Source organism: Lactivibrio alcoholicus, from assembly GCF_055390895.1.
On sequence record NZ_AP042471.1, the window covers coordinates 1,519,860 to 1,532,442 of the forward strand.

The 12,583-nt window shown below is 64.2% G+C and carries 12 protein-coding genes; 3 read left to right on the forward strand and 9 right to left on the reverse strand.

Features of this window, described 5'->3' with window-relative positions; genetic code table 11:
- Positions 1–18 precede the first annotated feature (18 nt).
- The 3 genes from ACZ5IU_RS07090 to ACZ5IU_RS07100 all read right to left on the reverse strand — a co-directional run bounded on the left by ACZ5IU_RS07090 (position 19) and on the right by ACZ5IU_RS07100 (position 3,254).
- Positions 19–891: a branched-chain amino acid ABC transporter permease gene (locus ACZ5IU_RS07090; protein WP_464421492.1), complete on the reverse strand. Its 873-nt coding sequence runs from the start codon at positions 889–891 to the stop codon at positions 19–21.
- 153 nt (positions 892–1,044) lie between these two features.
- The gene (locus tag ACZ5IU_RS07095) at positions 1,045–2,193 is read right to left on the reverse strand and encodes an ABC transporter substrate-binding protein (RefSeq protein ID WP_464421493.1); all 1,149 of its coding nucleotides are present in this window, start codon (positions 2,191–2,193) and stop codon (positions 1,045–1,047) included.
- A gap of 128 nt (positions 2,194–2,321) precedes the next feature.
- The gene (locus ACZ5IU_RS07100; RefSeq protein WP_464421494.1) at positions 2,322–3,254 is read right to left on the reverse strand and encodes a sugar-binding transcriptional regulator; all 933 of its coding nucleotides are present in this window, start codon (positions 3,252–3,254) and stop codon (positions 2,322–2,324) included.
- Positions 3,255–3,510: 256 nt separating this feature from the next.
- Between ACZ5IU_RS07100 and thrC the strand changes: the two genes are divergently transcribed.
- Both thrC and ACZ5IU_RS07110 read left to right on the forward strand, forming a co-directional pair.
- A complete protein-coding gene (gene thrC, locus ACZ5IU_RS07105) occupies positions 3,511–4,689 on the forward strand; it encodes a threonine synthase (RefSeq protein ID WP_464421495.1) in 1,179 nt (392 codons plus the stop codon).
- A gap of 85 nt (positions 4,690–4,774) precedes the next feature.
- Complete coding sequence (locus ACZ5IU_RS07110) at positions 4,775–5,317, forward strand: SH3 domain-containing protein (RefSeq protein WP_464421496.1); 543 nt, start codon at positions 4,775–4,777, stop codon at positions 5,315–5,317.
- Between the two features lie 58 nt (positions 5,318–5,375).
- Here the strand turns inward: ACZ5IU_RS07110 and ACZ5IU_RS07115 are convergent, their stop codons facing one another.
- Both ACZ5IU_RS07115 and ACZ5IU_RS07120 read right to left on the reverse strand, forming a co-directional pair.
- Positions 5,376–6,518 (reverse strand): aldo/keto reductase, encoded by a 1,143-nt coding sequence (locus tag ACZ5IU_RS07115; RefSeq protein ID WP_464421497.1) that lies wholly within the window; start codon positions 6,516–6,518, stop codon positions 5,376–5,378.
- A gap of 128 nt (positions 6,519–6,646) precedes the next feature.
- A complete protein-coding gene (locus ACZ5IU_RS07120) occupies positions 6,647–8,266 on the reverse strand; it encodes a carboxylesterase/lipase family protein (RefSeq protein ID WP_464421498.1) in 1,620 nt (539 codons plus the stop codon).
- 186 nt (positions 8,267–8,452) lie between these two features.
- Between ACZ5IU_RS07120 and ACZ5IU_RS07125 the strand changes: the two genes are divergently transcribed.
- A complete protein-coding gene (locus ACZ5IU_RS07125; protein WP_464421499.1) occupies positions 8,453–8,728 on the forward strand; it encodes a DUF6506 family protein in 276 nt (91 codons plus the stop codon).
- A gap of 26 nt (positions 8,729–8,754) precedes the next feature.
- Here ACZ5IU_RS07125 and ACZ5IU_RS07130 read toward each other — a convergent pair whose 3' ends face one another.
- From ACZ5IU_RS07130 to ACZ5IU_RS07145, 4 genes are all read right to left on the reverse strand, one after another.
- Positions 8,755–9,483 (reverse strand): hypothetical protein, encoded by a 729-nt coding sequence (locus ACZ5IU_RS07130; protein ID WP_464421500.1) that lies wholly within the window; start codon positions 9,481–9,483, stop codon positions 8,755–8,757.
- Positions 9,484–9,803: 320 nt separating this feature from the next.
- Complete coding sequence (locus tag ACZ5IU_RS07135; RefSeq protein ID WP_464421501.1) at positions 9,804–10,700, reverse strand: P-loop NTPase; 897 nt, start codon at positions 10,698–10,700, stop codon at positions 9,804–9,806.
- A 133-nt stretch (positions 10,701–10,833) separates the two neighbouring features.
- Positions 10,834–11,193: a hypothetical protein gene (locus ACZ5IU_RS07140; RefSeq protein ID WP_464421502.1), complete on the reverse strand. Its 360-nt coding sequence runs from the start codon at positions 11,191–11,193 to the stop codon at positions 10,834–10,836.
- Positions 11,194–11,354: 161 nt separating this feature from the next.
- Positions 11,355–12,551, reverse strand: coding sequence for an MFS transporter (locus ACZ5IU_RS07145; RefSeq protein ID WP_464421503.1), 1,197 nt, complete (start codon positions 12,549–12,551; stop codon positions 11,355–11,357).
- Between the last annotated feature and the right edge of the window lie 32 nt (positions 12,552–12,583).

Genomic DNA, 12,583 nt, shown 5'->3' on the forward strand with positions numbered 1-12,583 from the left:
CGTGACCTCCTCCGCGAATCAGGATTTCTGCTCGACGCTCTTGCCGAGAAGCCCTTCCGGACGAATGAGAAGAATGGCGATCAGCAGTCCGAACGTGAAGAGGTCCCTGAGTCCGGAGCTGACGTACGCGGAGACGAGCGTCTCCAGAATCCCTATCATGAAGGCGCCCAGGATGGCCCCCCGGATGCTCCCGAGTCCGCCGAAGACCGACGCGATGAAGGCCTTGAGCGCCACATTTCCCAGTGAGGGGTAGACCGTGTACTTCATTCCGAGCAGCACGCCGGCGCATCCGGCCAGGCCGCCCGCGAGAAGGAAGACGATCAGGATGTACCGGTTGACGTTGACGCCGAGGAGTTCGGCCGTTACGGAGTCCGACGCGCATCCGCGGATCCCGAGCCCGAACTTCGTGTGATAGATCAGGACGTCCAGAAGAACGATGGCCGCAAGCGACACGACGATGGAGAAGATATCGAGGACGCCGACGTTGATCCCACAGAACTCGAACGACTCGAACGGCAGTATCTGCGGGAAGTACTTGAACTTCGGCCCGACGAGAACGACGATGAGGTTCTTGTACGTCGTCGACAGGCCCATCGCCGCGATCATCAGGAACATGGTCGGCGAGTTGTTGTTGCGGATATGGCGGTAGAAGAACTTCTCGTTGACGAGGCTGATGAGCGCGGCTCCGGCCAGGGCGAGCGCCAGGGAGGCGACGAAGGGCAATTTCGCCGCGATGACCGACATGACGGCGATATACGCCCCGAGCATGGCGACCTCTCCGTGCGCCCAGTTCGAGAATCCGAGCAGGCTGTAGATGAGCGCGTATCCCGTCGAGAGCAACGCGTAGATGCCGCCGACGGACAGTCCGTTGATCAGTTGCTGAGCCAGCATGAGACCTCTCCTGAATGGTAGTGGAATACACGCGTCCCGGAATATCGCTCCGGCGCGAATGTGGTCGGCGTGTCCGCAAAAATCGGGACGGACACCCGAAATCACGGGACAAAGGAAGGGGAGGAGCCACGCTCCTCCCCCACGGGGCGCGTCCTAGTTTTTGGGCATGAAATCTCCGACGTAGACGATCTTGCCGCCCTTGATCGTCATGACGCTGCAGGGCTTGACCGGGTTGTGCGTCTTCTTCTCGATGTTCATCGTTCCCATGAGCCCCTCGAAGCCGGTCGTGTTTTCGAGCGCGCCCTTGAGCGCGACGGAATCCGCCTTGCCGGCCCGCTTCAGCGCGTCGACGATCCACATGACCGCGTCGTGCCCGAACAGCGCCTCGGTCTCGGGCTTGATGTTGTACGTTTTCACGTATTCGTCGTAGTAGGGCTTCGTGACCTCGCGTCCGAACGAGGGTTGCGACGTGTAGTATCCGCCCTCGAGCGCGGCGCCCGCCATCGTGATCATGTCCTGGTTGTCCCATCCGTCGCCACCCATGAAGGCCGCCTTGATGCCCAGCTCGCGCGCCTGTTTTGCGATCAGCGCGACGTCCTTGTCGATCCACGGCACGAGAATGACGTCCGGGTTCACGGTCTTGAGCTTGCTGAGCTGCGCGCGGTAGTCGTTGTCGCCCGCGCGTCCCTGCTCGGAGGCCACGATTTTTCCGCCGAACTTCCTGAATTCCTCCTCGAAGTACGAGGACAGGCCGTACGAATAGTCGGAGCCGATGTCCGTCAGGATCGCGGCGGTCTTCGCACCGAGCTTTTCGATCGCGAACGCGGCGAGGACGCGGCCCTGGAACGGATCGATGAATCCGATGCGGAAGCTGTACTCCAGGAGCTTGCCGGTCTCGTCGACGGTGACCTTCGGATCGGACGCGGCGGTCGCGAGGAGCGGGATCTTCTTGGCCGTCGCGACGGGCGCCATCGGAATGTTGCAGCTCGAGAAGTTCGTGCCGACGACCGCGATGACGCCCATGTCGATGAGCTTGCTCAGCGCGTTCAGGGAGTCTTCGGGCTTGCCCTTTCCGTCCATTCCGATGACCTCGATCGCGCTTCCGAGAACGCCGCCCGCGTCGTTGACCTTCTTCGCGGTCAGCTTCATGCCGTTGAGCCCCGCCTGTCCCCAGACGGCCGTATCGCCCGTCAGGGCGCCGATGTATCCGATTTTGATGACCTTTTCAGCAGCCATACCGGGAGCGGCAAACGCGACGAACACAGAGAGCGCAAGTCCGAGCAGCAAAAACTTTCTCATCATGAGATCCTCCTCTTCGAGTCGTGTGATACATTCCCGTCGTTACCGAAACGAACCATCACCGCCGCACTGCAGATATCGGTCGCCACCCCTCCTTGTCTTCGGGTTGTGAAAAAAACGGCGCCGGCCTCTCACAAAAGGGCCTCCGCCGTGTCCCTGTCCGTCAGCAATATGTTCAGAACGCCGCTCCGGAGCGCTCCCCTGATGGCGGCGAGCTTCTCCGGGCCGCCCGCGATGCCGATCACCGTGGGGATTTCCTTCAGGTCGGAGAGCGAGGTCGTCGTCATCGTGACTTCCTGGAACGCGGGACAGCACGCCTCTCCGTCGGCGTTATAGAAATTCATGCACATGTTTCCGACCGCTCCGGAATCCGTCAGCTTTCCCCACCACGAGGGACTGATATACCCCTGCTGATAGAGCGTCGACGTCGCGCTGAGCTCTCCGATTCCCGCGAGAACGATCGTGCAGCGCTTCGCCGCCTCGACGACCTCGGCGATTTTCGGATCCTCGAGGAGTCCGGCTTTCACCTGCGGACTGCTGACGATCGACGGGCAGAAGAGCGCGAGCGGTCGCGTCTCGAAGTATTCGCCGAGACGACGGAGAAGATCCATGACCTGCATGTCCTCGCCGCCCATGTTCAGGCATCCGACAAGCTGAACCACCTGCGGCCCCTTGAGATGCGACTCGTGGAAGTTCGAGACGAGCGAGAGAAGCGTCTTTCCCCACGAGATGCCAAGGATGTCCTTCGGCGACATGAGACGCTTGAGGAGTTGCGCCCCGGCGAGGCCGAGCGTCTGCGCGATCGGACGATCCGCTGGCGTCTCGACGATGCATGCCTCTTTCAGGCCATATTTCTTCTCGACGCGGGATTCGAGCGCCGGACACCACGAGAGCGATCCGTTCACGTAGATCTCGACGATGCCCCTGCTGCGCGCTTCCGCCAGCAGGCGGCAAACCCTCGATTTCGAGAGACTCAGGACATTTGAGATTTCCGCCTGGGATGTGTCTTCGATGTAGTAGAGGTGGGCTACCTTCGTCAGGAGCCGTTCGTATTCAGGAACCATGGGGCCTCCGATCTCTCGACGGCGCGAGCGCTTGTTTTCGGCAACTCCGCGTCCGCAATGCTTTTGAAATTTATTTCAACAATGAAATATTTTCTTTATGTAACAGTACCATACCGAAAATAGTTTGTCAAAACATTCCGTTGACTTCGTCGCGATTGCGTCGTTCCGGGACTGTCGCACTCGTGTCGCGGGTGCTATGCTTCAGTGGCAAAGACGCCCTTGCCAGGCGTCGGCAACCGGAAAGGGAGGTTTGCGAATGAGAGAATGCACGCTTCGCTGCCGCTCGTGCGGCGCTCATGTCGACGCCGGGGCCGTGTTCCGATGCGCTTGCGGCCAACCGCTCGATCTCGAATGGAAAAACTCCGGGATCGACACGGACGGACGCGACCTTCCGTCGCGCTACGGCGCGTTCTTCCCGTTCGAGCCGGGCGAGTGGCTGTCGCTCGGCGAGGGGAACACTCCGCTCGTTTCCCTGCCGCGCCTCGCGGACGACCTCGGACTCTCGTCGCTCGTCGCCAAGAACGAGAGCGCAAACCCGACGTGGTCGTTCAAGGACCGCGGGACGGCCGCGTGCGTCGCGCACGCGCGCGCCCTCGGCTTCACGCGCGTCGGGACGGTCTCGACCGGGAACATGGCGGCCTCGGTCGCGGCGTACGGCGCGGCCGCAGGGCTCGAGACGGTCATCCTCGTCAAGGGGGACCTCGCGGAGGAAAAGATGGCCCCGATCGCGATCTACGGGCCGCGCCTGATCCGCGTCCAGGGCGCGTACGACGGGCTATACACGGAGAGTATGCGACTCGGGGCGGAACGGGGGATCTATTTCATGAACTCGGACGTCCCGTTTCGCGTCGCCGGGTCGCGAACGATCGCGTTCGAGATCTTCGAGCAGACGGACGGCTGCCCGCCCGACTGGGTGATCGTCCCGACGAGCGCGGGCGGCAATATCCGCGGAATCATCAACGGCTTCCTCGACCTGAAGGCGGCCGGACTCGCCGACCGCGTCCCCGGCTTCATCTGCGCGCAGGCCGCCGGGTGTTCGCCGATCGCGACGGCGTTCTCTCGCGGCGACGAGCGCGTCAGCCCGTTCCCCGAGCCGCACACGATCGCCCACGCGATCGAGAACCCCTTCCCGCCGAGCGGCGACCGCGTGCTTCTCGAACTCCGCTCGCGCGGGTGGCATTCGCTCGCGGCGACCGAGGAAGAGATCGTCCGCGCGCAGGCTGACATTGCGCGTTCAGGCCTCTTCGGACAGCCCGCGGCGGCCGTTCCGCTCGCGACGCTGCGTCGGGCCCGGGCGAAGGGGATCGTGAAGGAGGGAGAGCGCGTCGCCCTCGTGTTCACGGGCTCGGGGCTCAAATATACGGCCGCGTTCGCGTCGCACCGACTCCACTGGGAAGACTGCGGCCTGGAGGATCTCGCGGGAAGGCTCTCCTGACGCGGGAGCGCACCCTGCAAGGACGCACGGCGTTCGATGACGTCGCCCGGAACGGCAGGCGGCGAAACAGGAGGAGGGGTGATCCGTGAGGAGGATTCCGGCATTCGGAGCGGTCGCGGCCGCACTCGTTCTGCTCGGCGCGGCGTGCGCGGCCGGAGCGGCGATCGAGGTCCCGAAGGAGAAGATGTGCGACTTCGGAGCGTATATCATCGATCCCGACCCAAAGGGGGCGAACGTCCGCGACGCCCCCAAAGGAAGGATCATCCGGACGATTCCGTTCAGCGCCAACAAATCGGCGTACGTCCGCGTGACGGGGTATCACGTTCTCGGCTCGGCCGACACGTGGCTCCGCGTCCGGCTCGACGATGGGACGACGGGCTGGATCTATCACGAACTCGTCGGGATCTGGGTCAAAAACACGGAGAGCGACGACGAGGCGACGCTCCACCGTCTGCCCGACTCGGCCTCCCCGGTGACGGGAACGATCTTCGGCGAGGGGGAGGCGACGGTTCTCGGAGGGAACGGAAAATGGGCGCTCGTCCGCTACACCGCGGGCGACGGCGTCCAGTTCAACGGATGGCTCTCGCCGGAAAAACAGTGCGCGAGGCCCGTTCAGGGGTGTCCGTGAAACGAGAAGGCGGGGCCTTTCGACCCCGCCTTCGTTTTTTCGTCCGCGACGTTCCGGCCTACACCCCGAAGGCTTCCTTCACTTCCTTCAGGAGCTTGCGGATCGGGAGATGCTGCGGGCACTTCGTCTCGCACAGGCCGCACTCGACGCAGTGCGACGCTCCCTTGAGCTCTCTCGTGCCGCCGAGAAGGTAGAGATAGTTCGCCTTCAGCGCGTCCCACTTTCCGGAAAGCGACGCGTCGTTGAGGCTCCGGAAGCACTGCGGGATATCGACGCTCTGCGGGCACGGCATGCAGTAGGCGCACCCCGTACAGGCGGCACGGATTCTGTTTTTCAGCAGATCACGGACATCGTCGACCATTTTCAGGTCCGCGGCGCTCATGCCGTTCGCGACGCCGCGGTTCGCCGAGGCGAGATTTTCGTCCATCTGTTCGGGCGAACTCATGCCGGAAAGCACGACGCTGACCTCCGGGTGGTTCCACACCCACCTCAGGCCGAGATCCGCGAGGTTCGGTCCGTCGTAGCCCGCCCGTTCGGCGATGGGTCGCAGGTCGCCCTCGACGGGCATTCCGAGGATGCCGCCCTTGAGCGGTTCCATGATGGTCATTCCGATGCCCTTGCCGGCCGCGTAGCGAAGGCCTTCCGTCCCGGCCTGGAAGTTCCAGTCGAGAAGGTTGTACTGGATCTGGCACATGTCCCACGGGTAGGCGTCGACGATCTCCCTGAAGAGCTTCACGCCGTCGTGGAACGAGAAGCCGATGTAGCGGATCTTGCCGGCGGCTCGCGCGCGCTCCATGAAGTCGAGCGCGTCGAGTTTCCACATGCTCCGCCACCTGGGTTCGGTCATCGAATGAAGGAGATAGATGTCGATATGGTCCGTCTGGAGTTTTTTCAGCTGCTCGTCGAGCGTCCGCTCCATGTCCGCCTGGGAGTTCATGATCCAGACGGGCATCTTCGTCACGAGCATGACCCTGTCGCGAAGCCCGCCCCTGAGCGCGCGGCCGACGGCGTCCTCCCCCTTGCCCCCGTGGTAGGGCCACGCGGTGTCGACGTAATTGATTCCTCCATCGAGCGCCTTGCGCATCATCACGTCGACGGTCGCGTCGTCGACGGATCCGTCCGCCTTCACCGGCAGGCGCATCGCGCCGAATCCAAGGACCGAAAGCTTTTCCTTAATCCGGGGCATGGTGCGGTACAGCATGATCGAACACTCCCTTCCGGCAGTCGCCATACCAACGGATCTTCGTCACGAAAACGGAGGCCCGTCGCACTTTTCGCCGATTATTGCATACAAAGGTTGGCGTTTCAATACGCCGATCCCGCGAAACGCTACCTCGCTCCGATCGCTTCGCGCATGATCCTTTCGACGAACATATTCGCGCAGCGCCCGGAAAAAAAACGCGGGATGATTCTGTCTCCCAGTTCGAGCGCCCTGCCGTTCGAGGGTTTGTATCCGGACCATGCCGGGCGTCCCCAGGTATTCGGATCGCCGCTTCGCGCGAAGGAGACCCAGTAGTCCATCATCGCGTTCGAGAGCGACGCGTCCGCGTCCGTGAAGCCCTTGCCCCGCTGCAGCGATCCGAAGACGTACGGGATCTCTACGCCGTGAAAGGCTCCGTATTTCCTGCCGGAAGGGGTCGGAGGGCGTCGCGTCATGCGGTAGAGAAAGGCCTTCCGGCCGCGACGAAACGCGCAGGCCGCGACGAAACGCGCGGGGGCCGCGAACGCCGCGCACGTGACGAGCCGGTCGAACGCGTTCGGCACGTCGCCGTCGGAGCGGGCCGGGAAGATCGAGAGAATCTTCGACGCTTCATGGCCGAACACGCCGGTCACCCACGCCTCGTATTCCCTCTGCGTGAACGGCTCGTAGAAGATCGTCCCTTCGTTTCCGTTGCTCCCGGTCAGCACCGGGACATCGGCCTGACGGCCGTCGAGAAAGACGCGCGCCGGATGTTCGGGCAGCACGACGCCGTCGACAACGGGCATAAAGCGGATCCCGGAGGATTTCAGATGGGAGGGGGTTTTCGCGGATGCGGCAAGAATCTCTTCCGGCGATTTCGACCGGAGCGCCGCAAGCGCGTCCGCACCGGCGCCGGGGTGTCCGAGCGACGCCGAGAAGCGCTCCCCGCTGCGCAGCGCGCGGGTTCTCGCGTCCTCGCGCGGGCGCATGTCGGCGAGGCCGAACGGACCGCCGCTCTGGGCGATGGCCCGGTGGAAGAGTCCCTTGGCCATGGGGCTCGTCATGAGGTACGTGACGCTGACCGCTCCGGCCGACTCCCCGAATATCGTGACGTTGTCCGGATCGCCGCCGAACGCGGCGATATTGTCGCGGACCCAGCCGAGCGCGAAGACCTGGTCGAGAAGTCCGTAGTTTCCCGAGGTTTTCAGCGGGGATTCCGCGTCGAGCGCGGGGTGGCTCAGGAAGCCGAACGCCCCGAGACGGTAGTTGAAGGTCACGAGGACGACTCCCTTTCGCGCGAGAGCCGTTCCGTCGTACGCCGGAAGCGATCCGCTCCCCGACATGAACGCGCCGCCGTGGATCCAGACCATGACGGGGCGTTTCGCCCCGGCGCCCGGAGCCGCGGTCCAGACGTTCAGGTACAGACAGTCTTCGCCCGTCGTTCCGACCTTCATCCGCGGCGGCTGGGGGCACGCCGGACCGAATTCCGTGCAATTCCGGACCTCCGTCCACGGGCGGGGCGGTTCGGGAGCCTTCCAGCGAAGGTCTCCGACCGGCGCCGCAGCGAACGGGATTCCCCGATAGACGCGAACGCCCGTTTCGGTCGTCCCGGCAACGGGGCCCGAGAGCGTCCGGACTTCGGTGGCGGGATCGGCCGCCCGAGCATGGGACGCACATGGAGTTCCGGCGACACAGACAAGCAGCGCGAACAAGAGCACGCGCCCCCGTCCGCGAAGATGCGACGACACCCATGCGTCCCGGATCGTCATTTCGAGATCACGCCCCCGTCGAGTACGATGATTCTTTCATAAAAGATTGTGCCACCCAGGGGAGCGTCCGGCAAGGGTCGGAGGATATTTCGGGGTGGCGTTTCTTCCTTGAGTCCGTTTTTCAACACGGTTACAATAACGATGCTACGGACAGGAAAATTCGAGTCATGCAGGGAGAGAATCGACATGTCGAAACTGACCCGTTACGCGTATATCTTCAAGGCCCCGGGCTTTGCGGGAGAGCGGACCGTTATGGATTCGGGCCTGTTCCGCTCTACGATCGTGGCGGTGGCGACCTTCGACGGAGCCTGCGAGGCGGCGAAGGAACTCGCGGCCGAAGGGGTCGAACTCATCGAACTCTGCGGCGCGTTCCACGCCGAAGGCGCAACAGCCGTGAGCCGCGCAGCCGGCGGCGCGATCCCGGTCGGGTACGTCTCGGAGGAGCTGCCAGCAAAGGCGTAACGCCGGGTCGGAGCGGGGAGTTCCGCCTACCCGATCTCCCGTTCGAGGGCCTTCAGGACCGATGCGGCCTCCGCCTCCTTCCCCTGGGGGACCGGGATGTGGATCGTCGTCTCCTGTCGTCCGTTCTTTGCGGCCGACGTGAAGTATATTTCGATGACGCCGTCGCGCCCCTCCGCCATCCCGACGGATTCGAGCCTGGCGCTCACGAACGCCCACGTGAAGAAGTCACCGTTCAGCCAGACGCCCTCGCGTCCGATCAGGACTTCGGGGGAGGCCGCAGAGGAGGCGTCGCCGCGCAGGCAGCGCACGCGATGCCACGCGCCGAGCGCACAGAGCGCGAGCGTCACGGCGAGGGCTGCGCCGACCCACATCGCGGCCCGAACGTCGGCGATGAGGACCGACACGAAGACGAGACCGCAGAGCGAGGCGACGATGATGAAGAGGCCGCGCATCTCGCTCTTCACCTCCCGCTCCTCCGTCGCCAGGAAGGTCTTCCAGAAGGCGGGGTCGTAGGTCCAGTGCGCGAGAACCCCTTCGCCGCGGATCATTCGCGCGAGGACGCGCGCGAACTTCACGAAGAGCAGCGCGACGACGAGCCCCGTGAAGCCGATGAGCAGTCCGACCATGATCATTGCCCCGCCCCCGGCGAAGATATCGATGTCGAACAGCGGAACCGACGCCGCCGCGAGAAAGCCGGCGGCCCCGACCCCGAGCGATATCCACACCCGTCGCATCTGCGTGTTCAGGATCGCCATCGTTCCACCCCTCTCGTCTGTCCCGCGCAGTCACGCAGCGCGCCGTACCGGACGAGGAGCGTCGCGGGCCACGAGACGCCCCACGCGTCGCCCCTGACGACCGTCTGCTTTCCCCGAGCGGGGTTCGCCCGGACGCGCGTCCTGCCGTCGTTCCGTTCATGTCGGCATCCCGCCTTCCGGAAGCGATTTCAGGATATATCGTCAGTGCAATTATCGCACGAAAAAACGGAATCCTCCTACGATGTCCCCGGGAGTAGAAAAGAGGCGCCCGGCCGAAGCGGGGCGCCTCCCGACACTTTCATGACATCCGAAGGACGCCTTTAGTGCCTGCTGCCGCATCCGCCGGCGGATGGACACGAACCGCAGCTTCCCGAACAGGAGGACGCCTCCGGGTTTTCTCCCGGACAGCCGCCGGCCTCGTCGGCCGTCTCGAGCAGCGGGTGGAACGTGTCCGCCCGGCGCGGCAGGGCGGAGAGCGAGTCCCCGAGGCGTTCGAAGAGCGTGTCGAGAACCTCGTGGTCCGCGTAGCGGTCCATCTTCCCCGCGTCCGCGAGCGCCGTCACTTCAGGCTCCACCGGCAGCGTCGCCCACAGCGGCGCCCCGTACGAACTCTCGAGCGTCCCCGCATGGCTCTTCCCGAACAGGTCGATCCGCTTCCCGCAGTCCGGGCACTTCAGCCACGCCATGTTCTCAACGAGCCCCAGAAGCGGGACCTCCAACATCTTCGTCATCGCCGCCGCCTTCTCGACCACGAGAACCGACAGCTCCTGCGGCGACGTCACCAGCAGGAATCCGTCCACCGGGATCGACTGCATCACCGACAGCGGCGCGTCCGACGTTCCCGGCGGAAGGTCGATGAACAGGTAGTCGAGCTTTCCCCAGTCGATGTCCGTGTAGAACTGCGTGATGACGCTTCCGACCATCGGTCCGCGCCAGACGACCGGCTTCGTCGGGTCGTCGAGCAGCAGGTTGATGGACATGACGCGGATTCCCGCCTTCGTGACGGCGGGTTCAGGCCTGTCTCCCGTGGGCGCGGGCAGTCCCTCGAGTCCGAAGAGCTTCGGGATCGACGGCCCCGTGATGTCGGCGTCGAGGATTCCCGCCTTCAGCCCCTGGCGCGCCGCGGCGAGCGCCAGAAGCGCCGTGACCGTGCTCTTTCCCACGCCTCCCTTGCCGCTCCCCACCGCGACGATGCGTCCGATGTTCTCGTTTGCCATGTACGATGCCTCCCGGTCAGAACGTCCGCTCTCCGGCGAGAGCGGCGCAACGGTCCCATGATACCACGAACCTCCGCGGCGTCGCGCCGCGGAGGTTCGCGAAAGAATCCACCCGCTTCAGACGCCGGAGTTTCTAGTCGAACGTCGCGGTTCCCTTTCCGCTTTTCTGGTTATAGGTCAGCGTGATCTTGTTGACCTTCTTGAGAGGGATGTCGCTCCATTCGATCGAGTTCCCGTCGCTGTCCTCGATCCTGAGATCCCACATTGAGGCGTTTTCGCTGCGATCGAAGGTGATCTCGACGGACTCGCCGTTCGGAAGCGTGTCGTCGCCGAGGATATCCTCCTCCCAGTCGTTGCTCTTGGACGGGCTGACATAGACCGCGTGGATCTCGACGCCCGTCTTGTTGACGAGGACGAAGTCCTGTTTTCCCGCGAACGCGGCGGACGCGAGAAGCACGAAAAACATCGACAGCAGAAGCAGAGTCTTTTTCATGAGATTCTCCTCCCCGGGAGTCGGTGCGAATTGCCGTGCACTCCACGTGCGACCGGCGCCGGAATATTATACGCTACTGCCGTTCCGGAAATCCAGCGCCCCCGCACCCCATTCCGGGCGATCGACCGGTTGCGGCGTCTTCGTCTCCGTTCCTTCGTGGTTCACCGCGACACGTCGCGCCCCTTCAGCGCAAACCAGACCGTCCCCGCGAGGCCGAAGAGCGACGCGGTCCAGAAGTTGACGGCCGGAGAGATCATCCAGAGCAGCGCTCCGCCGAAGGCGGCGACGGATACGACGACGTCGCGCATCAGGTAGTACAGGCCGAACATCGCGGCCTGCCGGTCCTCGGGCGACAGGTCGAGGATCAGGGATTTCCGCGTCGGTTCGCCGAACTCCTTGAGCCCCCGGACGACGAACGCGGCCACGAGCGGCCAGAACGACCGGGAGTAGTAGAGGACGACCGGGAAGGCCGTGAAGAAGCAGAAGGTCATGAGGACGAAGATCTTCTTGCCGCCCCTGTCGGCGAGGTACGCGACGGGGATGTAGACGAGGACGGCCGTCGCCATCTCCACGGCCGTCAGGACGCCGAACCGCCACGCGGACACGGGTTCGGGGATGACCTTCATCGCCCACACGACCGCGAACGCGTACGGGATCTGCTCGCAGAACCGGATCAGGATATCCGACACGAGAAGGTTCTTCAGATCGGGGCTCATGAGGCGGAAGATCACGAGCGGATTCTTCTCGGCGCGCTCGATGACCGCGTCGTCCGGGTCGATCAGGACCTGCTGCGCGACGAGCGCGACGAACGCGAGCAGGAACGCGCCGGCGAAGGCGACGCGGACGCCCCAGACCTCGCCGAACAGGCCGATCATCGCGCCGCCGAAGAGCGGACCGAGCGCCATCGGGACGCGGCGGACGAGCGAATGGACCGACACGCCCATCGTGCGCTTGTTCTTCGGCAGCGCGCGGGCGATGAGCTTCATCGTCGCGGGCAGTGAGATCGCAGTCCACGACAGGAAGAGGAACGACGCGCCGATGACGGCCTGCCACTTCGGAACGAAGACGACGACGAGGAACCCGGCCATCGCGAGCAGGTTGAACACGAGGAGCGCGCGCTTCGTCCCGAGCCGGTCGGCGAGGTACCCGCCGGGGAACGAGTAGAGCGCGGAGAGCAGGTTGTCGAGTCCGTTGAGGACGCCGACCGAAAGGGCGCCGCCGCCGAGCGCGAGAAGGTAGATCGGCAGGAACCGCTCCGCCATGCGCTCTCCCATGCCGACGAGGAGCACCATGACGAGAAGCCCCGCGATGCTCCGCCTGATGCCGAAAAAGTCGAGGAAACGCTCCCTCCACGACATGCGGCCGCCCTCCCTCTATATCCCCGATTGTT